Source organism: Paenibacillus sp. CFBP13512 (assembly GCF_005233705.1).
In the GTDB taxonomy this organism is placed as follows: Bacteria; Bacillota; Bacilli; order Paenibacillales; family Paenibacillaceae; genus Saccharibacillus; species Saccharibacillus nuruki.
Genome location: NZ_QGAD01000031.1, coordinates 1 through 25,608, shown reverse-complemented (window position 1 = coordinate 25,608; position 25,608 = coordinate 1). Strand labels below are relative to the sequence as shown.

Annotated in this window: 20 protein-coding genes; 15 read left to right on the top strand and 5 right to left on the bottom strand. The window is 38.1% G+C overall.

Translation table 11 applies throughout. The features are described from left to right. Positions 1–270 precede the first annotated feature (270 nt). The 13 genes from PaeCFBP13512_RS22590 to PaeCFBP13512_RS22530 all read left to right on the top strand — a co-directional run bounded on the left by PaeCFBP13512_RS22590 (position 271) and on the right by PaeCFBP13512_RS22530 (position 20,667). Positions 271–534 carry a hypothetical protein gene (locus tag PaeCFBP13512_RS22590; RefSeq protein WP_137226205.1) on the top strand — a complete coding sequence of 88 codons (264 nt, stop codon included), beginning with the start codon at positions 271–273 and terminating at the stop codon, positions 532–534. A 183-nt stretch (positions 535–717) separates the two neighbouring features. Continuing rightward, the gene (locus PaeCFBP13512_RS22585) at positions 718–1,161 is read left to right on the top strand and encodes a metal-dependent transcriptional regulator (protein ID WP_137226203.1); all 444 of its coding nucleotides are present in this window, start codon (positions 718–720) and stop codon (positions 1,159–1,161) included. Beyond that, entirely contained in the window at positions 1,158–1,745 is a 588-nt protein-coding gene (locus PaeCFBP13512_RS22580) for an AAA family ATPase (RefSeq protein ID WP_137226201.1), read from the top strand. The genes PaeCFBP13512_RS22585 and PaeCFBP13512_RS22580 overlap by 4 nt, the downstream gene beginning before the upstream one ends. Positions 1,746–1,869: 124 nt before the next feature. Next, positions 1,870–3,030, top strand: coding sequence for a cobalamin-independent methionine synthase II family protein (locus PaeCFBP13512_RS22575; protein WP_137226199.1), 1,161 nt, complete (start codon positions 1,870–1,872; stop codon positions 3,028–3,030). Positions 3,031–3,185: 155 nt separating this feature from the next. Then, positions 3,186–3,764, top strand: a complete 579-nt coding sequence (locus PaeCFBP13512_RS22570) for a hypothetical protein (protein WP_137226197.1) — start codon at positions 3,186–3,188, stop codon at positions 3,762–3,764. A 302-nt stretch (positions 3,765–4,066) separates the two neighbouring features. Next, positions 4,067–4,858 (top strand): carbohydrate-binding protein, encoded by a 792-nt coding sequence (locus PaeCFBP13512_RS22565; RefSeq protein ID WP_137226195.1) that lies wholly within the window; start codon positions 4,067–4,069, stop codon positions 4,856–4,858. A gap of 162 nt (positions 4,859–5,020) precedes the next feature. Further along, on the top strand, positions 5,021–7,807 hold the full coding sequence (locus tag PaeCFBP13512_RS22560) for a glycoside hydrolase family 3 C-terminal domain-containing protein (protein ID WP_137226193.1): 2,787 nt from the start codon (positions 5,021–5,023) through the stop codon (positions 7,805–7,807). 228 nt (positions 7,808–8,035) lie between these two features. After that, on the top strand, positions 8,036–11,776 hold the full coding sequence (locus PaeCFBP13512_RS22555) for an alpha-L-arabinofuranosidase C-terminal domain-containing protein (RefSeq protein WP_137226191.1): 3,741 nt from the start codon (positions 8,036–8,038) through the stop codon (positions 11,774–11,776). A gap of 86 nt (positions 11,777–11,862) precedes the next feature. Further along, complete coding sequence (locus PaeCFBP13512_RS22550; RefSeq protein ID WP_137226189.1) at positions 11,863–14,391, top strand: LamG-like jellyroll fold domain-containing protein; 2,529 nt, start codon at positions 11,863–11,865, stop codon at positions 14,389–14,391. Between the two features lie 364 nt (positions 14,392–14,755). Next, positions 14,756–15,529, top strand: coding sequence for an HNH endonuclease (locus PaeCFBP13512_RS22545; RefSeq protein ID WP_137226187.1), 774 nt, complete (start codon positions 14,756–14,758; stop codon positions 15,527–15,529). Positions 15,530–15,559: 30 nt separating this feature from the next. Continuing rightward, on the top strand, positions 15,560–17,218 hold the full coding sequence (locus tag PaeCFBP13512_RS22540) for an RNA-directed DNA polymerase (protein WP_137226185.1): 1,659 nt from the start codon (positions 15,560–15,562) through the stop codon (positions 17,216–17,218). A gap of 338 nt (positions 17,219–17,556) precedes the next feature. Continuing rightward, entirely contained in the window at positions 17,557–18,948 is a 1,392-nt protein-coding gene (locus PaeCFBP13512_RS22535) for an MATE family efflux transporter (protein ID WP_069325798.1), read from the top strand. Between the two features lie 174 nt (positions 18,949–19,122). Further along, positions 19,123–20,667, top strand: coding sequence for a right-handed parallel beta-helix repeat-containing protein (locus PaeCFBP13512_RS22530; RefSeq protein WP_137226183.1), 1,545 nt, complete (start codon positions 19,123–19,125; stop codon positions 20,665–20,667). Positions 20,668–20,688: 21 nt separating this feature from the next. Here PaeCFBP13512_RS22530 and PaeCFBP13512_RS22525 read toward each other — a convergent pair whose 3' ends face one another. Next, positions 20,689–21,009 (bottom strand): AzlD domain-containing protein, encoded by a 321-nt coding sequence (locus PaeCFBP13512_RS22525; RefSeq protein WP_137226181.1) that lies wholly within the window; start codon positions 21,007–21,009, stop codon positions 20,689–20,691. Continuing rightward, complete coding sequence (locus PaeCFBP13512_RS22520; protein WP_137226180.1) at positions 21,002–21,694, bottom strand: AzlC family ABC transporter permease; 693 nt, start codon at positions 21,692–21,694, stop codon at positions 21,002–21,004. Before PaeCFBP13512_RS22520 ends, PaeCFBP13512_RS22525 begins: the two co-directional genes overlap by 8 nt. Before the next feature lie 189 nt (positions 21,695–21,883). On the opposite strand from PaeCFBP13512_RS22520, the gene PaeCFBP13512_RS22515 reads away from it, so the two are divergent. Beyond that, positions 21,884–22,453, top strand: a complete 570-nt coding sequence (locus PaeCFBP13512_RS22515) for a helix-turn-helix domain-containing protein (protein ID WP_137226178.1) — start codon at positions 21,884–21,886, stop codon at positions 22,451–22,453. Between the two features lie 88 nt (positions 22,454–22,541). On the opposite strand, the gene PaeCFBP13512_RS22510 is transcribed toward PaeCFBP13512_RS22515, so the two are convergent. From PaeCFBP13512_RS22510 to udk, 3 genes are all read right to left on the bottom strand, one after another. Then, a complete protein-coding gene (locus PaeCFBP13512_RS22510) occupies positions 22,542–22,823 on the bottom strand; it encodes a hypothetical protein (protein ID WP_137226176.1) in 282 nt (93 codons plus the stop codon). A gap of 7 nt (positions 22,824–22,830) precedes the next feature. After that, positions 22,831–23,082, bottom strand: coding sequence for a hypothetical protein (locus PaeCFBP13512_RS22505; RefSeq protein ID WP_069325793.1), 252 nt, complete (start codon positions 23,080–23,082; stop codon positions 22,831–22,833). A 166-nt stretch (positions 23,083–23,248) separates the two neighbouring features. After that, the gene (gene udk, locus PaeCFBP13512_RS22500; protein ID WP_069325792.1) at positions 23,249–23,884 is read right to left on the bottom strand and encodes a uridine kinase; all 636 of its coding nucleotides are present in this window, start codon (positions 23,882–23,884) and stop codon (positions 23,249–23,251) included. 356 nt (positions 23,885–24,240) lie between these two features. Here udk and PaeCFBP13512_RS22495 point away from each other — a divergent pair, with 356 nt between their 5' ends. Beyond that, positions 24,241–25,467, top strand: coding sequence for a Zn-dependent hydrolase (locus tag PaeCFBP13512_RS22495; protein WP_137226174.1), 1,227 nt, complete (start codon positions 24,241–24,243; stop codon positions 25,465–25,467). Positions 25,468–25,608: the final 141 nt, after the last annotated feature.

Below are 25,608 nucleotides of genomic sequence, written 5' to 3'. Positions count from 1 at the left end.
ATTATTAATACTTTAGAGAATATGATGAAAAATAGAGATATCATCAAACATTCAAATGAGAAGTATTACTATCATGATAAAAATAATAAATGAAAGTATTTAACTTAAACTAGATGCTTTTCTTTATCTAAAATTGAAATAAATTCAAGTTTAACTACTAAATGATTAGAAATTATTACACTACTAGTTAAATACTTTTGCTCTAATTAGGAGTTATTTATGTAGGGGGTAGTATTATCTGTCCAGATTGATGATAAGGAGGTAGTTTGGATGGAGTTTTTAAATCGTTATATCATGACGATCATGCAATCTTTGACATTGCTTATTTTATCATTGGTGTTGACTGATTTTTACCAAACGAATGTACCTATGTTTTTCCTTGTCTTTGCGGTCATTACTGTAGGAAATTTTATAATAGAGTCACTGTATAATAAAAATAACTATCAACAACAGACTAAAGCTAAAAAAATGGGAATGACTATGATCCCTATTAATACCTTAGTACTTTTGGTTTTTGTTATGGTTCTTTTTTAAACAAGTCAGGATTTTGTAGTTCATTTTATTTAAAAACAGATAGTGAGCCAGTAGTAGAAAGACCATCTTTTAGGTGGTCTTTTGTATTTTTATCCGGGTATAGTTATTTCTTATTGCTAAATTCCTAAAAACTATATATTATGTTAGGTAGCCTAACTCACTAATTTTCAAAAAGGAGAACCTATGACTATTTTTAAAAGTATGGATACCTGCTACAAGTTCTTTAACCGCCAATTAAACGCCGAGTTTTTAAAGGCAGGGTACGGCGAGATGACCTTCAACAGTTACCAATATTTAATCGCTATTTATAAATTACATAAGGATGGAAATCGAGCTACAGTTACGGAGATCGCTAACCGATTAAGTGTGAAAAAATCGTCTGTTGTTGAAATGGTCAAAACGTTGTTAAAGCATGACTATGTGATTAAAAAAGAGAATCTGAACGATAAAAGAAGATTTACGTTAGAGCTGAGTGACAAAGGATTCGATATGATGAAGATCGAAGCGGCATTTTCAGAGAAAATGATTAAATTTTTCTATGATCCGCTTGAGTCAGAAGAAGCTGAGAAGTTTGAAGAGATTTTGGGGAAAGTGGCACATCATTTAGAAGATGAGGTGTTTCAATGATTATTTGGATCAATGGCGCTTACGGTTCTGGCAAATCGACTTGTGCGTATGAGTTGCATCGCAGACTGCCTAATTCATTTGTTTATGATCCTGAGAATGTTGGCTATTTTATTCGTAAAAATATACCTATAGTTTTACACGAACCTAATTTCCAAGACCATCCTCAATGGCGTTCGTTTAATTACGATATGCTGAAATATTTATCATCTACATATGAAGGTACGATTATCGCACCTATGACATTGATCGATCCGCACTATTACGATGAAATCATTGGTCGCTTAGTGAGGGATGGGGTAGAAGTGCATCACTTTATCCTTTATGCAGAAAAGGATACGATTGAGAAACGACTCAAAAAACGTTTTGAACGAGGAACATGGACGAAGGAACGAATTGAGCCGTGTATGTATGCTTTTGACCATATCATTACAGAAGAGAAAATCATAACAGACGATAAAAGTATCGATCAGATCATTGAGGAGATTGCAGATCGAAGTCATCTTCACTTAATAAAGGATTCTCGCAGTGCATTTCAGAAAAAGATGGATCATTATAAAACCACGTTAAAACAGATACGTTTTTAGATACTTTTTGTCATAGCTAATAACTATAGCCAGATATACCTTTTCAGCTTACGTCAAGAAAGTCTCCTCATGTTAAAATAAACAAATAATATTAATCGTGAACAACACCAAGGGGGACTTTAATATGAGTGAAAAATTTCAAATCGTAGGTAGCTTGTTGAGACCGGCTGAGTTGTTAGAATATAAAACACAAATCGAGCATCGTGATGATATTAACTATCCATTTTATCAGGAGTTCGATGGATATGAGCAGACAGAAGCGAAGGCGATCCAGTCTGTTGTGGAAAAAGAAATCGAAAATGATCTGTCGATCATTACAGATGGTGAATATTCCAAATCCATGTGGCATCTAGACTTTGTCTGGGGCTTCCAAGGGATCGAACGTTATATTGCAGATCATGGATACTTTTTCCGCGATACCGATGGAAGTTCCAAATACGAGACACGCAAAGATATCGGACTACGGATCACAGGCGAACTCGGCGGGAAAAATCACCATTTTATCGAAGTATTCAAAAAGCTAAAAGATCATGCAGGTGATCGTGAGACCAAGCTTTGCGTACCGTCTCCATCCCATATCTTCGGTGAATTATCATGGTCAGATAATATCGGTGGTACTGATGCCGTATACCAAAATGCGAAAGAACTCAAAGCAGGTCTGGTCAAAGCTTATACTGAATTTGTAAAAGAATTTGCAGAAGCGGGCGGTAAAATCCTTCAATTCGACGATTGCTTATGGGAACTATTTGCAGATGATAACCCGAACTCTCCGTATACTGGCGAGCATATTAACCAAGAAGAAGTACAGGCGCTTGCGACTGAATTTATCGATATTAGCAATACGGTCATCGACTATGGTCATAGTCTTGGACTGAAAATGTGGACACATAACTGCCGTGGTAACTATGATTCTCGTAATATGGGCGGCGGTTCGTATGTGAAGATTGCGAACTTGTTCTTGAAGCAACTCAAGTATGATCGCTTCTTCTTGGAGTGGGATGACGAGCGTGCAGGTTCACTTGAAGCACTTGCTGTGTTCAAAGACAAACCAAACACTGAGGTTGTTTTGGGCTTGCTATCCTCCAAAACAAGTACGTTAGACGATGAAGAACGTGTTCTTCGACTGTTGGATGAAGCATCTACTATTATTGATAAAGATCGTTTGTTACTTTCCCATCAATGCGGATTTGCTTCTTGCGATGGTGGTAACGAATTGACGGAAGCAGAACAGTGGAAAAAAATCAATCAAGGGCAAAAAATTGCTGAGCAGTATTGGGCGAAATAATAATACAAAGAAAAGCGATTGGTCAGTAAATATGACTGATCGCTTTTTTATTTTACTTATTTAGTAGGAATTTTTTATTATTTCTCGAATAGACAAATAGACTTGGATACAATTGTTAGTCGTATTAAACATCATTTAAACAAAAGGTGAGTATAATGAAAAATTTTGCAGAAGAATTAGTATATTGGTATTTAAGATTCAACGGCTTTTTTCCACTGACGAACTTCGTATTGCATCGTCAAGGATTACCTAGTAATCAGCAGAGTGCAGATGCAGATTTACTTGCCATCCGCCCCAAACATGTATCAGAAGAGATTGGTGGACAACATTATGATAATCATCTTTTCCGTCATTTTAGCTCTTCAACTAATATTGGTCTGATGTGTGAGGTGAAATCAGGTAATCGTTCCAATTTAGAAAGTATATATCTTGGAAGAGAAGAACGTATATCTTATTGCTTGCAAAGAATAGGATTTTTCTCTGAAAATAAAGTAATAGAACATACAGAAGTGCTTAAATCTCATCAAGTCTCAAAAGGGCAATTTCATGAAGTAGGAAAGCTTTTGATAACAAAAAGAGAATCAAATGTTCCAGGATTTATTTGTTTAACTTTAGATCATATTGAAGATTTTATTATGGAGAGAATCAACCTTTTTCCACGTGAAAAAAATGGAGCTAAACTACATTTCGACTCTGATATGCTTCAATATATGATTTGGAAAAATGGTATGTAAAATAAGTCTGAATAAAAGAAAAATGAAGCAATGGGTGGTAAAATATACAATTATAATTTGAAAAGAATACATCATATCTTTTCGAATCAAAATTTGCTACCCTTTGTTTTAGTATTTTAAATATATCATTTCTTCAAATCTATCAGGAAAAATTTCTTTGCAATCAATTTTCAAGAGAAACATAGATATTTCAGTCTAATTATGATAGCGTTTTCTATAACTTCTAGTACATATAATTTTCAAAATGTAGATACACATTGTTCAAGCACTATAAATAAACCAATAGAACGGAGCCAAAGCCCATGACCAACTTATCTCTTGAAATCCAAAGCGCCACTGGCAAAGTCTTAGCTTCTCATACCGACACCAACCAAGTACATCTCGTGTACACCCAAGCGTACCAACCCGAAGATATCATTATCCTCAAATGCTCCAAACCCAATACATATCTCATCATCCAGCTAGAAGACTCGATGGGTGAAGCTTTTATTTATTTTACAGGCGAAGAATACCAATATCCGATCCCTTTTGCTGAAAAAAGGTCTTCATACTCACCAAAATCTTTTACAGGTGAGATGCATCTGTTGACTGCACGTCTAGCAACAACGGAAGAGATTAACGCTCATCGCAACTTAGCTTACAACCCGTACGATCAACATACTAATAACGTCTGCTACCCACATGCTTCAGCAAATGTAGAGACGCGTGGGGAAGCTGTTTTTGCAGCGCGGAATGCAATCAATGGTAATCGTGCCAACCATTCACATGGAGAATGGCCTTATGAATCGTGGGGGATTAATCAGCGTGCAGATGCGGCGATTACGATTCATTTTGGGCGTAAAGTATGGATTGATCAGTTGGTATTAACGTTACGGGCAGACTTTCCGCATGATAATTATTGGGAGCGAGTGACGTTGACGTATTCGGATGGAAGTTCAGAGCAAGTGATTCTGGTGAAGACGCATCAACCGCAAATCATTTCGATCCAAGAAAAAGCAGTAGAATGGGTTACATTGAGCGAGTTAATCCAATCTGATGATCCTTCTCCTTTTCCAGCTTTGACACAGTTTGAAATATATGGTCGGGAAGCTTAAGATCGATGTGATTTTTTGATATCATGTTCCACTTATCGTAAAGAACTAATTTTAATCAGCAAAGTTGGTTTTTGTTCATTATGTACACTTGCTCTACGTTTTGCTTTTGCACAAGATGAAGTACATAATATAGATAGATCAACTAATCAGGAGGCGATACATTTGAGTACATCAACGATAGGCGTTCCATTGAAAGGATTTGCAGAATTTAGTCGTAAAGTAGCTGCCGAAGGTGCAGTATTATTGAAAAATGACGGTCAGGTTCTTCCAATTCAGAAAAAAGAAAGCGTTTCAATATTTGGACGTACACAGGTCAATTATTATCGCAGTGGTACAGGTTCTGGTGGTAGTGTACATGTAGCGTATACGACTAATCTGTTAGATGGATTACGCAGTAAAGCAGATATTACAGTCAACGAACAATTAGCATCTGTCTATGAAAAGTGGATCGAAGAAAATCCGTTTGATAACGGTGGTGGTGGCTGGGCAGCAGAGCCTTGGTTCCAGAAAGAAATGCCGTTGACAGATGAATTGGTCGCCGAAGCACGTAAACATTCGGACAAAGCGATTATGATCATCGGACGTACTGCTGGGGAAGATCAGGATAATGCAGATGAGCCGGGAAGTTATAAGTTAACGATTGAGGAACAATCCATGTTGCAACATGTAACTGCTCATTTTGACCAGACGGTTGTGATCTTGAATGTATCCAATATTGTAGATATGAGCTGGATTAATGATACAGGATACATACACCCGATCAGCAGTGTCATCTACGCATGGCATGGCGGAATGGAAGGCGGTAACGCGATTGCAGATGTGCTTGTCGGTGAAGTGACACCTAGTGGTAAGTTAACCGATACGATTGCTTATTCGATTGCAGATTACCCGTCTACACGTAATTATGGTAATGAATTTAAAAGTGTATATGAAGAAGATATTTATGTAGGTTATCGCTATTTTGAAACGTTTTGCCCGGAGAAAGTACAGTTTGAATTTGGATACGGCATATCTTATACAGACTTTACGATCGACGCTCAAGAAGCTAAAGTGATCTCCAAAGATGGAGAAGAACATATTGAGTTCACGGTCAATGTGCAGAATAGCGGGTCTACTTTTGCAGGTAAAGAAGTGGTACAGGTCTATGTAGAAGCACCTCAAGGAGAACTGGGTCAACCTGTGAAAGTGTTAGCAGGATTCGGCAAAACGAAGCTGTTACAACCGGGAGAAGCAGAAACATTAACGATTACGTTCTCTATGTCTTCTTTGGCTTCCTACGATGATAGCGGAGTAACAGGGCACCGTTCTGCTTATGTTCTGGAAAGTGGGACGTATATTTTCCATGTAGGAACCAGTGTGAAAAAGGTACAGCCTGTACAGGTAAATGGACAAAGTGGTTATGTACTGGAACAGTTGCATGTGGTGGAGCAATGTGCAGAAGCGATGACTCCTATTGAAAGCTTTAATCGGGTCAAACCGGGCACTCGCAAAGAGGATGGCACGTATGAACTTAGTTCTGTCGAAGCTCCAACACGCCAGATTTCGCTCAAAGAACGCATTCAGCAAAACCTTCCTGAGACATTAGCACAAACAGGAGATAAAGGGCATAAGTTGAAAGACGTAGCCGATGGAAAAGTCAGTATCGAAGAATTTGTAGCTCAATTGAATAACGAAGACTTGGCTGCTCTAGTCCGCGGAGAAGGGATGAGTAGTCCATTGGTAACATCAGGGACAGCGTCTGCTTTTGGCGGCGTGAGTGACAATCTATTTGGCTATGGCATTCCAGTCGCATGTACAGCAGATGGTCCGTCTGGGATTCGTATGGATAGCGGAGAGCAATCTACACAGGTGTCGATTGGAACACTGCTTGCAGCAACATGGAATAGTGAACTGGTTGAAGAATTGTATGTGATGGAAGGTCAGGAAATGCTGATTAACCATATTGATGCCTTACTTGGACCGGGACTTAATATCCGTCGTAGCCCGTTAAATGGACGTAACTTTGAGTATTTTTCAGAAGATCCGTTGATCTCAGGTGTGTTCGCAGCGGCTTGTACGCGTGGAATTATGAAAGGCGGTTCGAATGCGACACTGAAGCATTTTGCTTGTAATAATCAGGAGAAACATCGTAGTAAAGTCGATGCTGTCGTTTCTGAGCGTGCGCTTCGCCAGATTTATTTAAAAGGATTCGAGATTGCTGTGAAGCAAGGTGGAGCGAACTCGGTCATGACTTCATACAATCCGATTAATAGCCATTGGGCGGCTTCCAATTATGATCTGAATACAACGATTCTACGCGGTGAATGGGGCTTTAACGGTATCGTGATGACCGACTGGTGGGCGATTATGAATGATACGGCAGAAGCCGGTCCTGCTGATCGCAAAAACATGAACGCTATGGTACGTGCGCAAAATGATCTGTATATGGTTGTGCCTAACTATGGAGCAGAAACCAATGCTTGGGGCGATAACACGATCGAATCATTAGCGAACGGATCTTTAACCGTAGGCGAGTTACAACGTTGTGCGATTAATATTTGTGAATTTATTATGCAAGCGCCTGTGTTTGCCCGTAAAGAAGCTTTTGTTGAAAGTATTGATCTATTTAAAGGCAATGCAGGCTTATCCGCAGAACAAGCACAAAAAGTAACACCTAACCAACCGATTCCACTGGATACCGATGAATCTACATTTATCGAAGTCAAAGAAAGCGGAATGTACCGATTGTTCGCTTATGTCATGTCACCTGACAATGATCTGGCGCAAAGTGCTTGTAACTTAACGTTCAATGATCAGCTTGTGACCACGATCCAGACGAATGGAACAGAAGGCAAGTGGGTTACACAGAAGTTAGTGAAAGTGGAATTAGAAGCTGGAGTATACGAATTGAAGTTTGAATTTGTGAAGCCAGGGATTGAAGTGAAGCATTTGGAATTGAGAAAAGTATAAGTATTCTTCATAAAATGAAAGATAACAAAACCACTAGTGAGCAAAGGGCTAGTGGTTTTTGCTATCCTTTTTCTAAAAATCGACATCCGTTTCTACCTATTTTCCACTAATTTCAAAATTAAGCATTGAAAAGTATAGCCATAGTAGAGTAATATGGCTATATAATATGCAATTATATTAATTTATTAATATTTATATTAACTATAGAGAGTAGATAGGAGAATAATCATGACTCAACTACAAGATCAACTCATCGTACATTATAAGTTTGATAATCCAGAACATATTGAGCAAGATTCTTCAGGTAAAGGAAATGATGGGATCGTCGCAGGCACGATCAAGCCTGTAATCTCTGAAGTCTTTGGTAGACATGCAGTTACGTTTGCAGGAGGACGAAATGGTAGTTCATTTATTCAACTTCCTGTTCACGCACTTCAAAATGTAAGCGATAACAATGGAATAACAATCACAACATGGGTGAATTTGGGCATGGGCGTGAGTATATGGGAGCGCCTTTTTGATTTTGGTAATGGAGAAGGAAGTCCGTCTTTATTTATGACACGTCAGATGCGTGGAACGCTGACTGCTGATGGCGATCTAGCGATAGATCCGGGTAAAGGATTTGTACGAGATGAATGGATGCATGTGGCTTTATCTGTCAAAGGAACAGAAGGTGGAACGCTCAGTAGCGCCGGCCCTGTGGTCTATGTAAATGGTGAAGTACTTGCCGATGGATCGATTAGCCAGACGTCTAGCGGTAACTATGCACGCTTGCGTCACTTTTTCCAAGCATTTGCAGAACAGACCACCAAGAATGCAAATTATATCGGACGTTCTCAGTTTGTCGCGGATGATGATTTTGTAGGTTCGCTAGCTGATTTCCGTGTCTATGAAGCAGGATTATCTGCGGATGAGATTATAGAAGTGATGTGCGATTCATTAACCGATGAAGAGATTATTGGACTAGCACGAGATAAATATTTGTCTTTCCCCACAACGATTATTACCAAAGATATTGCATTACCACAGGAATTGATGGGTGGACGGGTAAATGTAGCATGGACTTCCAATCAACCAGCATGGTTATCGGATCAAGGACAGATGGGACAAGTTACTGAGCCACAAGCAGTTACATTAACAGCTGTATTGACTAGAGGCACGACTAGACTTGAAAAGAGTTACCACGTGTCTGTATTACCTGCTCATTTGCCACCGTATACGCTAACTATTCATGGCGATCAGGAAGTATTGGATGTTAGTGAAGTGATGTACGGTTTATTTTATGAAGATATTAATAATGCAGCCGATGGCGGAATCTATGCAGAATTGATACAAAATCGTTCGTTTGAATCGTTTGCATTTGATACCTATTCTCATGCTTCTGGTGAATGTGGATGTTCGACTGGACGTAACCGTGAGCCGTTATTTGCATGGTTTGGAGATACAGAGCAGATGACTCCACAATCCAGTGGTGGGTTAAATGAACACTTTGGCGTACAAGATCCAGAAGTGAACTCTTATTATGTGACAGTAGCGGATGAAGCAACGATTTATAATCGAGGATTTGGCGATACCAATCATAATTGTGCGATGGCGATTCGTACAGGAGCGCAGTATAACTTCACGATTTGGGCAAAAGCGGAATCTGCTGGAAGCATCACGATCCAACTACAATCTGCTGAGCATGATAGCATCAGCGAGCCAATTACGATACCGATTGAAGGCAATCACACATGGAAAAAATACGGAGTCGATGTTCCGATTACATTGACAGGTACAGCAGATACATTTGGTCAGTTAGCGATTACGTTTGATGGCGAAATCTCTATTGATATGGTCTCCTTGATGCCGTTCGATGTATGGGGAGCGACAGAAGAAGTGTCATCGTCTTCTGCTCATGCTAACTATACAGGCAATCCGAATTACCGTTTGCGTAAAGATCTGGTTAACGCACTGGTTGAAATGCATCCCAAGTTTTTACGTTTTCCGGGTGGTTGTATCTCGGAAGGTTCATTTATCTGGGAAAATGTATACGACTGGAAAGACTCAATCGGAGATATTGAATTACGCAAAGAAAACTTTAACGTCTGGGGCTATATGATGACGATGGGTCTCGGTTATATGGAATATTTCCAATTAGCTGAAGACTTGAATGCTGTGCCTCTTCCTGTCATGGCATGTGGTGTATTGTGTCAGGCACGCTCTGATTATGCGCATCCAGCAGGTGGGGAATTACGGGATTACTTTATTAAGAACTTTACCGATCTGATCGACTTTGCGATTAGTATGGATTTTGAAAATAATAAATGGGCAGCCATGCGTCGTCATATGGGACATGAAGCACCATTCGATCTTCGTTATCTAGGCGTTGGTAATGAAAACTGGGGTGTAGAGTTTTTTGCTAACTTTGAAGTGTTTAAGGTCGCGATTGATCAGTACATGGAGAAGCATTATCCGAATCATGAACTGCATATTATCTCAACCGTTGGAGCGCAAGCAGATGATGATGCCTACCAACAAGGCTGGAAATTTTTGAGTGGCAATATGGAAGGGTCAGCAGAAGTGGCTTTTGCCGATGGGGAGAAAGTAACCGAAGAAACTGTCACATGGTATAAAGATCAATCCAATTATATGGATACGATTGCCGATGAGCATTATTACCGTTCCAATGAATACTTACTCAGTAATGCAGACCGTTACAACTATTACTATCGAGCGTATCATCCAGATGGCAGTATCGACTGGCAACAATCGTCCAAAGTATTTGTCGGTGAATATGCATCTACCGATAAAAACACACTTGCAGGCGCTGTAGCCGAAGCCGCCGTGATCACTGGTTTTGAAAATAATGCAGATGTAGTTCGTCTAGCCGCTTATGCACCACTATTTAACAAAGTATTAACCGATGGAACATACCGCTGGACACCGGATTGTATCTGGTTCGATGATGAAAGTGTCTGGTTCACTCCGAACTATTATGTACAGCATTTGTATGCGAAATATCTGGGAACGAAAGTACTGGGAACTTCCTTTTCAACTTATAAAAATGGAAAAGCGATCGAATGGATTCCGCGTGGTGGGATCGAGATTGCGACTGGAAATGCTGAGATGATCGTTAGCCGTGTCAAAGTGATATCGAATAAAGATCATTCTGTACTGCTGGAACAAGATTTCACACAAGAGTTACAACCGATCTGGCAAGACATTCCGGGTTCTGTAGGCTACACGATCGATCCAGCACAAGGATTAATTTTGAAAGCACAAGCAAGTGGGCTTAATGGACTTTATATTATCAATGAAGAGTGGACAGATTACACAGTGGAGGTGGTGGCTTCTAGAGTATCCGGTACAGATGGATTTTACATTGGTGCAGGTCTGACTGATATCTCTGCGGAGAACAAAGATGTGATCGAGTATGCGATTGGTTATGACGGTCAGGCCACAGGTGTTAAAGTGCATAAGCAAGGCGTAGAAAGCTATACATTAGGTGATTATTCGACCAGTACAGCCGCAGGTAATCTAAGAGCAGCTAGCTATGAACCGATCACTAACCATACACTGTATACGATTACAGTTAATTATGGTGGGGATACAGGCAATCGCTTAATTTGCTTCTATACAGACGGTCAGACAACAAGTAAAGTACACGATTACAAGCTAGAAGCCTACAACCGTGAAGTATTCCACTCCGTTACCAAAGACGAGAAGCATATCTATATCAAATTAGTAAATGCCGATGATGCTGACAAAGCTACACGCATCAACCTGCAAGCATTAAACGTCTCACCAACAGCCCAATTCATCACATTAACTGGTGATACTGAGCTTGTACATGTTCCCAATGTAAACAAAAAGAACGACGAAAAAGTGGTACCTCAAGAACAACAGCTACAGATCGAGGATCAATCGTTAGTCGTTCCATTGTCTGCAAATTCTGTGAATGTGCTGGTATTGGATATACAGTCGTAATCATTCATTTCTATTCTTATTTTAGTCACAAAGAGCGGATGACTATGGTCCGCTCTCATCTTTATTATGCGGAAGGGGCACAAGTAATGAATAAAGGTTGGATTCAAAAAGCAACTGCACTGACATTGATGATCTCATTAACGATTCCTGCGATTGGTTTTGGAGGAACTACATCTCATGCAGAAGAATATGAGTTGAAGCAAGCTGTCACTAGCCCTACATTTTCCAATGTATCGGTACATGATCCTTCGATTATCAAAGCCGGTGGAACGTTCTATGTATTCGGTTCCCATATTTCGGCTGCTAAATCACAAGACCTAATGAATTGGACTTCATTTGCAAACGGTTACACTACTCCGGGAAATACGATCTATGGCGATCTTTCCAAAAATCTAGCCGGTTCATTCAAATGGGCAGGTGAAAATGATGCAGATAGCAAAGGCGGATTCTCGGTCTGGGCGCCAGATGTGATCTGGAATCCTAAATATGTGAATGCAGATGGAACCAAAGGTGCATATACTATCTATTACTGCACATCTTCTACCTATATTCGCTCTGCCATCGGTATGGCGGTATCTCAAAAAATAGAAGGACCTTATACGTATGTCGATACAATGATCTATTCTGGATTTACCAAAGAGAAAGCATTCGACAACAACAGTACAGTTGATAAAAAATGGACGAACACCAATATACAGACGTTGATCAATCAGAAAAAATTAAGTGGTGAAAGTTCAGCATGGTTCAATGCAGACGGAACCTATGCGAATCAGAACTATCCTAATGCGATAGATCCAACGATATTTTCGGATACGAAAGGTAAGCTATGGATGACTTATGGTTCATGGTCTGGCGGTATTTTTGTATTAGAAATCGATGCCAAAACAGGCAAACCGATCTATCCGGGCAAAGATGGGCAAACCAAAGATGGACGCTTGATTGATCGTTATTTCGGCACCAAAGTTGCTGGCGGTTACGGTCAGTCTGGTGAAGGGCCTTATATTCAATACAACAAAGAAAGTGGATACTACTATCTGTATATGACGTATGGCGGATTGGCTGCAAATGGTGGATACAATATGCGTGTCTTCCGCGCGACCAAGCCAGATGGTCCCTATCAAGATGCGAAAGGGCAACAAGCCACATGGCCTGCGCAAACGTCTAATGTGACCTATGGTAATAAGCTAATCGGTAATTATTTATGGGATAGCAAAGTAGGCGATCCCGGGTATGGAGAAAACTTCGGCTATGTTTCTCCAGGTCATAACTCGGTCTACACGGATGATAAAACAGGGCAGACATTCCTTGTCTTCCATACCCGTTTCCCGGCGAGAGGTGAAGAGCATGAACTTCGTATTCACCAGATGTATATCAATAAAGAAGGCTGGCCTGTTGTATCTCCTTACCGGTATGCAGGTGAGACGTTAGCTAAAGTAAGTGAAGAGATGGTTGTAGGCGACTATCAATTTATCGATCATGGGAATGATTCTTCTGCGGCGATCAAAAATACACAATATATTCGTCTCAACAAAGATCGTACGATCTCGGGCGAACTGCAAGGAACATGGCAGAAAAAAGGCACAGCAGATGCTATACTCACAATTGGCGGTGTGAAGTATACAGGTGTATTTGTGAAAGATTGGAATCCAGTGACCAAGCAGTACAATATGACATTCACAGCCTTATCGACCAATGGAACAATGGGTTGGGGGAGTCGTCTCGTTGAGGAATCGGATAAGCAAGTGGTCGCAGATGTGTATAGTGATCTAAGTCTAGGTGATGTATCCAATATAATCAGCAATGTACAATTGCCGACTGTAGCGAGTCGTGGCACATCGGTAGTCTGGACAAGTTCCAATCCAGCAGTTGTTAGTAATACAGGTGTAGTCACTCGTCCACAAGCAGGACAAGCACCAGCGAATGTTACACTGACTGCTTCTATTAGCAAAGGTAGCATCAAACAAACTAAAGTATTTCAGGTAACCGTACAACCTTTTGTAGAAGCTACATTAACAGCGCAATACAGTTTTGAACATAATTTAAAAGATACAACAGCAACATTTGGACAAGGAACAGTGACTGGAGATCGCTTAGACTCTACAGTGGGAACAATTACGTATGGTACTGGAGTCAGTGGACAATCAGCTGTTTTCAACGGGACATCTGGTATTCGTTTGCCACAAGGATTGATCTCTAACAATTCGTATTCGGTTGCGGTATGGGTGAAGCCAGATCAATTGACAACCTACTCACCTGCCTTTTTCGGGGCGAAAGATACCGATCACTGGGTAAGCTTAATTCCGCGTGGTGCGACAGCAGACAAGGCGATGGTCTGGTCGGGCACAGCGTGGTATGACGGAGTGACGGGCGTGACGATTCCAGCGAATCAATGGACGCATCTGGCTTTTTCTGTCGATGAAGGTAGCTTAACGATCTATGTGAATGGCGTCCAGCAGTTTAGCGGGACGAACTTCCCGGATATTTTTACAGGTGGTAACGCTAGCTTCGGTCTAGGTGTGAACTACTGGGATACTCCTTTCAAAGGGCAGATGGATGAGTTACGTATTTACAAAGGCAGTCTAACACCTGCTCAACTCTCTGAATTGGCCAAATGATAAAAAACTATTTATACTAAATTAAAGTTCAGCGCTTCTTAAATATCTTTTGTTATTTCTATAAAGAATTAGATACATTAAAAGTTTTAAAGACCTTCTAATAAAATATTAGAAGGTCTTTTCTGTGGTAAATAGAAAATAAATTACTCCTAATTTAGAGCTATGAATATATTTATGAGAGTTTACGGAGCTTTTTCATAGGAGCCATTAGAGAATATTACCATTAAATGACGAATTTACTTTTTATAATTAAAAATAATTTATACAACAAAATTATCAATAATTAAAAGAAGCATAGATCCTAAAATTATTTAATCATATTATTAATATATAGTATAATATGGTTAAAAAAGGGGTATTTTAAATGAAATGGTTAATTCCGGCTAATGCTAAAATTTATAATCACGTAGACGCTTTTGATAACTTTGGATACATAGATTGGCGTCAAAAAGTAAATTATAAAATAGGAGATATAATCTATATTTATGCTACTATTCCATATCAGAAAGTGATGTTTAAAACAGTGGTAGAGAAAACCAATATGAAATCAAATGAAATAACAGATGATAGAGAATACTGGAATAATTTTGAAGATTATCAAAATTCTCTATCAGGAGAATATGCTCGACTGAGATTAATTGAACGTATGGACAGCGAAAGGCTTTCGCTTTACGAATTGAAAAAGAATGGATTAAAAGCTGCGCCTCAAAGTCCAATGAAGGTAAAGGAGGGACTGGAAGAATATTTAGAAAAATATTTTAATGATTACTATTCAGAGGGTGTATTTCCAGAAGAAATAAGACATTCATTAGAAGAGGGACATAGACACTTGATTTCGGTTAATAAATACGAACGTAGTTCTGTAGCGAGGCAGAAATGTATTGAAGAAAATGGTTTGAATTGTGCTGTTTGCGATATGAATTTTGAAGAGGTTTATGGAGAAATTGGTAAAGGCTTCATTCATGTACATCACATTGTTCCACTACATGAAGTAGGAGGAAGATACAAAGTAGATTATAAAAAGGATTTAGTTTGTGTATGTCCAAATTGTCATGCAATGTTACATAGAAATGTAGATGGTAAGACACTGGATATAAAAAAACTGAAAGAATTTTACCAACTTTCAAAACAGAAATAAAATGTTAATAATAATTCTAGGAGGAATATTATGGAGCATTTTGAGATTCCATTTGATTTAACGATTAATAATTTGACTCTAGAAAATTTAATTGCCAAAGGTTACTTACCTTATGAAGTAATACCCGCTATTACAACAAAAAAACTTGCTGAAAAAGCGGAAAAATTATCAAATTTTATTAAAAGTTTTAAAGGTGAGCAGTCAAGCAAATATTGTAGTTATAGTATTCCAAAAGTAAAGCATGTTAGAAGGACTTTAGGTATACCTAATCCATATCATCAATTAAAATTATCAGAATCAATTATAAAAAATTGGAAAGAAATTGAGGGATTTATTCAACGATCAACTATTTCATTAAGTAAACCTATAGTGAATGAATTCTTATCATCGAATGCTTTGAGAGAACTTAGAACATTCTCTAGGAAAATAAATTTATCAGATATATCTAAACATAGTATTTTGTATTTTACTGATTCTAGATATTTACTGAAAGCTGACATTTCTAGATTTTATCCTACAATCTATACACATATTATTCCATGGGCATTACACAGTAAAGAGTTGTCTAAAGCAAGCTTGAGTAATAAAAATTTATTTAAATCTTTATATGGGAATGATATTGATATATTTGTGAGAGCAACTCAAGAAAATCAAACTATTGGCATTCCTATTGGACCTGACACATCTTTAGTAATTTCTGAAATTATAGGAGGAGCAATCGATCAGAGACTTGAAGCTGAATTAAAAGAAAAAAGAATACGTCTAAAAGGATTTCGTTTTGTTGATGATTTTTATTTATATTTTAAGACATATAGTGAAGCTCAAATAGCCCTCTCAACATTACATCAAATAATTAAAGATTTAGAATTAGAATTAAGTCCAGAAAAAACTCATATTATTGAATTACCCTATTTAGTAGAACCGAAATGGACACTTGAGTTAAGAATCATGCAAAAGAAGTTAGAAACAAATGATTTTTCAGATGATGAGATTTTAATATATTTTAGTAGAGCATTTGAATTATCAAAACAGTATCCAAATGAATCAGTTCTAAAATATGCCATTTCTGAAATTGCAGATTTACAGATTAAAGTGAATTCATGGGAAATGTATGAATCACTTTTATATAATGCAATGGTTGTTGAACCAAGTATTTTATCTACAGCTACCGAAATTTTATTAGGATATAAAAAAGAAAAATATCCTATTAATAAAAAAAAACTTAAAGAGACACTATTTGAAATCATTTTTTATCATATCTCATCTAGGCATACTCATGAAATTAGTTGGGCATTATGGTTATGTAAAACGTTTAATTTCAAAATTCCTACAAAACTAGTGAAAGAATTAGTGAAAATCGATGATTGTATTATTTCATTAATTTTACTTGATTTGTATTCTATGAATAAAATTGCTAACTTAGATATTTCCAAATGGACACATTTATTGAAAAAAGAAAATTTATACTCTGATTATTGGCTATTGATATATGAATCTATGCTAAAAGGTTGGCTTCAACCAGAAAATGGAGAAAATTTTTTATTAGAAGATAAATTTTTTAAGTACTTATTTGATAATAATATTAGTTTTTATGATTCTAAAAAACAAGTACTACCAGTAAAAGTTAATGTTTCTAAAACAGAAATGCAAAATAAAAGGAATAATCGAAGAAAAAGGAGATTCTATTGAAAAATCATTAAATTAAAATAAATTATATTAAAGAACTTTGAACTAAGTTCATAACTAAAATCAGAATTAGCGAAATCATAAAAACATCCAAGATTGCGCCAAAGTATTGTTCTTTCATGTAAAGAGTGATATATTCATGTACGCAATCGACGGACATGTGCTTGGACAACAAGCTTCTTATATTGACACTATCAATCATGCTCTTCAGTTGCTTTTGACCTGAAGAGCTTTTTTTATACTATTTTTTTCTAGTTATATTGTAATAAAGCCCTTTTGATACACTAATGTCGGTCTATTTCTCAGGTATGCCCATTCTAATGTAAAAGAAGTGAACTATGATGCAACCATTTGAACTTAAGTTTAAGCGAAGTCATCGACTACTGGATAAGTACTTTTCAGGATCAACGATTCATTATCGGCAGATGATCGCGCTGTTTGTACCGATTTTGATCGATCAGATTTTTATTATGGGATTGAACTTAATCAATACAGCGATGATCAGTTCAGCAGGCGTAGCCGCAGTCAGTGCTGTCAATATGATCGATTCGATCAATATTTTTCTACTGAGTGTGTTTATTGCTGTGGCTACAGGCGGAACCGTAGTTGTTGCGCAGTACAAAGGACGCGAAGATGAGCGTGGAGTCTCTGAAGCGAGTGCAGGAGCCGTTTCTTCGGTCTCTTTATTGGCGATAGCCGTAGCTTTATTCGGGATTATTTTTCATGCACCGATTTTGAATATCCTTTTTGGATCGGCTGAAGCGGATGTGATGAATCTAGCACGAACGTATTTAATCGGAAGTTGTACTTCTTTTCTGGGCATAGCGATCGTGGAAGCCGTATGTGGAGCATTACGTGGGGTAGGTAGTACACGAGCTTCATTGATGTTATCGCTGATTATGAATTTAATTTATGTGTTGTTGAATTTTGTCTTTATTAACGGGTTACATATGGGCGTATTCGGAATGACATTGTCGGTGAATATTGCAAGATATTTGGGCGCTGCTTGTGCAATCTATTATCTGTTCAAAATGGATGTTAACCTGAAAGTTCAATTGCGTGAGATTCTGATTATCAAGTTCTCGATGTTGAAAAGAGTACTCTTTATCGGTCTTCCTTTTGCCGCTGAACAAATGTTTTTTAACGGGGGTAAAATTTTAACCCAGATCTTTATTGTAGGTATGGGAACGTATGCCATCGCTACGAATGCGATCTGTTCTTCATTAGCAGGCGTAATGCAGATTCCAGCCAATGCACTAGCGCTTACGATTATTACAGTAGTTGGTCAGTGTATTGGTAGTGGACATATCCAAGATGCTCGCAAATTTACCAAGTCATTTCTCATTTTATCGTCGCTTTCATTTGTCGTGATGGGATTATTGATCTTCCCTTTCTTCTATCCATTAATCTCGATCTTTAATCCGCCAGCAGAGATTGTAGACGATATTTTCTTAGTTCTTTTAATTAATACGATTGCTCAAGTTCCTTTGTGGGCGATTGCGTTTATCACTCCTTCTTCTTTACGTGCAGCAGGAGATTCCAAGTTTACTTCACTGGTGTCAATGTTATCCATGTGGTTATTCCGGGTTGTACTGGGTTATATCCTTGGGATTACGCTAGGTTGGGGTATTCTCGGAATCTGGATCGCAATGGATTGTGAATGGGCCGTCAGAGGATTGATCTTTATGAAACGTTTCCGAGGAAATAAATGGCTTCAACATCGAGTCATTTAGACAAATATCAATAAGCCTTGATTGCAGATGCAAGACGTCTGTAATCAGGGCTTTTTTTACGTTATTTTAAAGTATAGTGAATAGGGGCATTACGAATAGAATGCTAGACAGTCATCAGATTACGTTTATAATGGGACATGTTCAGATCTTTAATCAAGAAAGGATGAGTATGAATTGCAAAAGTCTCAAATATATCGTCTGCTTCGTCTGGGTTGTGTATTATGTATCGGATTATTGATTTCTTGTAGCCAACCTTCAGCAGAAGCAGCAACGAACACATATTATGTCTCGCCTACAGGTAAAGATAGTCAGAAAGGAACAATCACTTCTCCCTGGAAAACGCTCCAACATGCGGCAGATACAGTGCCCGCAGGCAGTACGGTCTATCTGCGAGAAGGGGTCTATAAGCAACAGCTAGCGATTACTCGCTCAGGATCAGCAAGTAAAGGTAATATTACTTTTACTCCTTATTCTTCGGAAAAAGCAGTCTTAGATGGAATAGGTCAAGCCGTTGATGGACTGCAAGGAATGATCGATATTCAAAATGCTAGTTATATTACGATCAAAGGATTAGAAATTCGTAATTATACGACTACTCATGCAGATGAAGTACCAACAGGCATCAGTATACAAGGAGCAGGTAGTCATATTCAAATTACAGGAAATAAAATTCATGATATTAAAAGTACGGTCTCATTATCAGGTAATCATGTAACAGGTCGAGATGCACATGGTATAGCAGTGTATGGCAACAAAGCGCCAGAGTCGCTACATGATATTACGATCGATCATAATGAGTTATACAATCTCGTATTGGGCTCAAGCGAATCGCTAGTCGTCAATGGGAATGTAGAGAAATTTACGATCAGTCATAATCGTTTACATGATAACGATAATATAGGGATTGATGTGATCGGATATGAAGGAACAGCGCCTAATGTGAAGTACGATGTTGCCCGTCAAGGCGTGATCAAAGGCAATACCATCTACAATATCTCATCTAATCGCAATCCTTTTTACGGGAAAAAGATACCCAATAACAGCAACTCGGCAGGCGCTATCTATGTGGATGGTGGCAAAGATACAGTGATCGAACAAAATAAAGTGTATAACAACGATATTGGGATTGAGATCGCTTCAGAACATGCCGGCAAATCAACCGACAATATTACAGTGCGTAGCAATATTATTTTCAGCAATCGACTTACAGGCATTGCGATGGGCGGATATGATACCGAGCGGGGTTCAACAATCAATAGTCATATTATGAACAATACGCTGTATAAGAACGATACCCTCAATCGTGGTAACGGACAGTTGTATGTGCAATACGATACACGCAACAATGTGATCAAAAATAATATTATGGTCGCTGGTGCATCCAATGTGCTTATCTACAATGAATACACCAAAAATAGTGGCAATATTATTGATTACAATCTGTACTATGCACCGAATGGTAGCGCAGAAGCCACATGGATTTGGAAAAATAAAGAGTATGCAGGCTTTCCAGATTATCGTAAACGTAGTGGTAACGATGCCCATTCACTATTTGCTAATCCCAAATTAGTAGATCCTGCGAAGCAAAATTTCCATGTACAACAAAGCTCACCAGCCATTCATCAAGGGATTGCTGATCCATCTATAGTAGGTACACTGGATATCGATGGACAACTTCGTAAAAGTCATTCGCCGATTACTATAGGTGCTGATCAATAACAATCATAATGCAGTTACATTTTAAATATGGAGCCAGTACCGTATTCCAAGTCCAACCAGTATACCGATGACAACAGTAAGCAGAAATGAACGGGTGACTTTAATCATTAATGCAGCTACTATAGAGCCACCGAGAATAGGCAATGAGATAGAAGATGATCCATGGTTAGTCGTAAATATTTGATCTACAATAAGCGCCACCATGATCGCAATCGGAACAAAGTTGAAATACAAGCGCAGGGTGGGATTCAATACTCGCCCTGCCATCATTTCAACGCCCATCAGACGTGACAGAAAAGTCACGATACATAGAACAATAATCAAAATCCACGGTTCAGCCATGATGTGACCTCCTTGCAATATAGAGTCCAACCAATGGAGCGATAATACCTGTTAAAATAAGATTAAATTCACTATTTGGCATCATATGATGCAATAGACTAGCCATACCTAGCGCTGTGATAGCAGTAGCAATAATCGGTTTGTGAGTCAGAGCAGGAATAAGTAAAGCTACAAATGTAATTGGAAAAGCCAAGTCCAATCCCCAACGTACAGGATCAATAAGATCACCAAGGTAGGCACCGATATAAGAAGCAACAACCCATGCACTATAAAATGTTCCTGCCACCACTCCAAAATACAAAGGATCTGCTCCATACTTCTGATAACGTATATTTCCCAGAACAAATGATTCATCTGATACACCAAATGCTAATAACCAGCGATATTTTCGAGAAGCAGGTGCTAGATTATCTGCCAGTGCAGCTCCATATAACAAGTTACGCAAATTAAGCAATACCGCAGTGATCAGCATACTTGGCAAAGCAGCCCCTGATATAAACATAGCCACGATCACCAATTGCACAGAACCGGAAAAGACGAGCAAAGACATAAGTATCGTACTCCATAGACTCCAATGTGCTTGTGTAGCCAGTACTCCATAAGATAATCCATAAGCGGCTATCGCTAATGCTAAAGGTAAAGCTTCAAGCAAAGCGGTTCTAACAGTTTGCTGGTTAGTGAGCATATACCAATTCTCCTTGTATTCTATTTTGTGAAAGTATAAAGTAATAACTAATTAGTATATTATAATTAACTTTTGTATGATTATAGTATAGATTATAATTAAAAGTAAAATAAAATTAACTTTTTATAAAATAAAATATACTTTCGTGTAGAATAAATAAGAAAGAACTGAATATAGAAGGAGCATATTATGGATACAACTACTGAATTTCAAGGAAAAGAAGAAGAAGTGGGTAAGCAGATCGGAATTAACTTACGACAATTTCGAACAGCTAAAGGGATCACAATCGAAGCCTTTGCTAAGCAAATAGGAGTGAGTAAATTAACATTGATTAAGATTGAACAGGGAGAAGCGAACCCTACGTTATCTGTGATGTGGAAAATTGCAGATGGTTTACATATTCCGATTGCAGCATTGTTATCTGGAGAGTCAGATGTGTCTATTATTCGCAAACAAGAAGGGATGCAGTTAAAAAGTTCAGATGATATTTTTGTGGTAGAACCTTTATTTCGCTCCAATGGATTTGAGTTATATCGAGGATATTTACAGCCGAATCGTTCATACACATCTGAAGCACATCAAGCTGGAGTGACTGAATTTGTAACCGTAATGTCAGGTCAACTTACAGTAGAAGTGAATCAAGAACGGTATGATTTGATGGAGGAAGAATGTATTCGTTTCAAAGCGGATCGTCAGCATACGTATAGTAATTCATCTGAATCTATGGCTATTTTACATTTTGTGATTACCTATCATTAGGATTGCGAGTTCTATTTTAAAGCTAATAGTAAAGAAAAATGGATTCATCGGTTATGTGAATCTACCCTATTAATATGTAATATGAGAATTATTGTTCTTCCTGACTTTTTAATTTGTTATTATACTTTTCTCTAAAGATTTTTATTAAAACCACTGCAAAGAATAACAAGCTAATAATCATAAATAATATACTGATTCTATAAGGAGTCTGTAATGAAAGTTCTTCCATTGCAGTAAAAAATCTTCCTGGTGGTGTAGACCAACCGGGTACATTAGGGACAAAATTAGCAACCGCAATTGGTGTCATACCTAGCAATAGAGTCCCTGAAATGAACATGATAGCTCCTATAAAGACAATTAATTTGCTCATAATTATACTATTCCTTTCTAAAATGACTTTGAATTAAAGTAGTAATCAATAAGATTAGACCTATACACATGAAGATAATACTAATAATATAAGGTGTTTTTAATCTAAGAACGTCTAAAAAATTATTGAATTGTTCAGGCATATCAATAGGTCCTCTAGTATGGGTAAACATATTGGCTACGGCTACATGTACAAATCCAAACAAAAGAGTACCTGCAATCAAGAAAACAGATCCAATGATCAACCGAGAATAGTTCATTACTGTCTTTACCTCCTTATCTATAGCATCAATAAAATAAGTGTATACAAAAAATAAAGCTGCTGGATTAATTATCCAACAGCTTTTATAGTAACACAGTCGCAGAATAACACCATAAAAGGGTGCGTATCCTGTTCTTTTTATCTACATGTATAGAGGGTTAAATTTATGCTTCGCCCCATGCACGATCACCGGTTAAATACTTTTCCGTCAAAATGGAAAGCAGTTGAATGCCCACTTCATTTTGTCCGCCTTCAGGAATAATCAGGTCTGCATATTTTTTGGAAGGTTCAATAAAAGCTTCATGCATCGGTTTGACTGTGGTTAAGTACTGCTGGTGAATCGATTGAATACTACGTCCACGCTCTTCGATATCTCGCAATACACGACGTAAAATCCGCACATCTGGGTCGGTATCCACAAATACTTTGATATCGAGTTCTGCACGCAATTTCTCATCAGATAATACATGCAAACCTTCCACAATCGCAATATGATTGGGATGCAATTCGAGCGTCTGATCCACAAATCGTGAGTCGGTTGTAAAATCGTATACAGGAGCAAAAGCCGCCTGTCCTTGTTTGAGCAAATTGAGATGTTCGATCATTAATTCATTATCAAAGGCAAACGGATGATCATAATTAATCAATCGGCGTTCTTCCGCAGTCAGTCGGGAGTGCTCTTTATAATAATTATCCTGAGATATAAAAGTGACTTTGTCTGTGCCAAGACGTTCAATCACTGAACGAGCAACAGTTGTTTTTCCTGATCCGGTTCCTCCGGCAATACCAATAATCAGCATAGTGATTACTTTACCCTCCCTAAATGTTCCCAATACAATTCTAATATTGTAGCATAGCAGCAACGTTTTTTCATTATATTTCATCAAAATACAGTGACAAATCCATGATGATATTAACGGTGTGTAAAGGAAAATAGACAAAAGGAAGTATTTAAACCAAAATGTAGCATAAAGTAACTTTGAAATTAGATAAAATATGACACAATGTCAAATGACTTTTCTTCAAATTACGGTAAGATGTAAGATAGATAATCTTATTTGTTTTATTTAGTATGGAGAAATATGAACTAATTTTTAATATGCATTTAAAATATAAGTGTCACCCAAATAACGCATAACAGAATGGAGAGATCGAGATGCAACAACAAAAACTATTTATTAATGGTCAGAGGTTAGCAGAAACGATCGAACACTTTGCCGATTTTGGACGTACAGACAATAATGGTGTGACACGATTGGCATTGAGTGAACAGGATATCGCTGTACGTGGATATTTTCGCTCCTGTTGTGAATCATTAGGAATGACGGTTGTTGTGGATGATATGGGATGTATGTATGCAACACTAGCAGGTGTAGAAGATGTACCTCCGATTGTTATAGGTTCTCATATGGATACTGTAAAAAAAGGAGGTCGCTTTGATGGTATATTAGGTGTCATCGCCGGGCTAGAAATCGTCCGTACTCTAGTCGATCATGGAATTAAGCCTCGTATTCCGATTACTATCGTGAATTTTACGAACGAAGAAGGTGCACGTTTTGAACCTTCGATGATGGCTTCCGGAGTATTATCTGGGAAATTTGCCAAAGCCGATATGTTAAACAAAAAAGATAGCGATGGCATTACATTTGGCGATGCATTAGCCCAAAGTGGTTATGCTGGAGAAGTCAGTCACCGAATTCAAGAAGCTACAGCTTATTTAGAATTACATATTGAGCAAGGACCTGTATTAGAACGAGAAGAATTACAGATTGGACTAGTCGATTGTGTGGTCGGTATGGTCTGTTACGAGATTGAAGTCACGGGTGAATCAGATCATGCGGGCACGACTCCTATGGATATGCGGAAAGATGCTTTTTTTGCTATGAATGATCTAGTGACGATGTTGCGCACGCAATTAAGTACGTTGGATTCGGAGTTAGTGTATACAATGGGACGAGCGAATGTATTTCCAAATATTCATACGGTCATTCCCAATAAAGTGACTTTTACATTAGAAGCTAGACACAAGAATGAAGAGATTGTACGTGAAGTGGAGCGAATTATTCAAGGGTTACCTGCGGTACAGGGAGATTGTGAAGTAAAGAGCAAGTTACTATGGGGACGCGATACCGTCTGGTTCGATCTCACCATTTGCGAAAAGCTGGAAACTTCGGTACAGGCATTGGGATATTCATATAAAAAAATGGCAAGCGGAGCCGGACACGATGCCCAATTTGTTGCTCATTTTTTACCATCTGCGATGGTATTCGTACCCAGTGTGAATGGAAAAAGTCACTGTGAGGAAGAACTGACTTCGTATGAAGATTGTGAGAAAGGGATTAATGTGTTGTTGGATACGGTATTAGGAATGTTGGAGAAATGAATATGATTCATATTTTGGAATATTTGTATATAGGTATAAAATCAAGTTTGTTTAATTTATATTCAGGACATAATTAATTATAATTTTAATTTTTATAGGTATATAGAATGAATTTCTTAAATTAGTAAGGGTTTCTTTAAA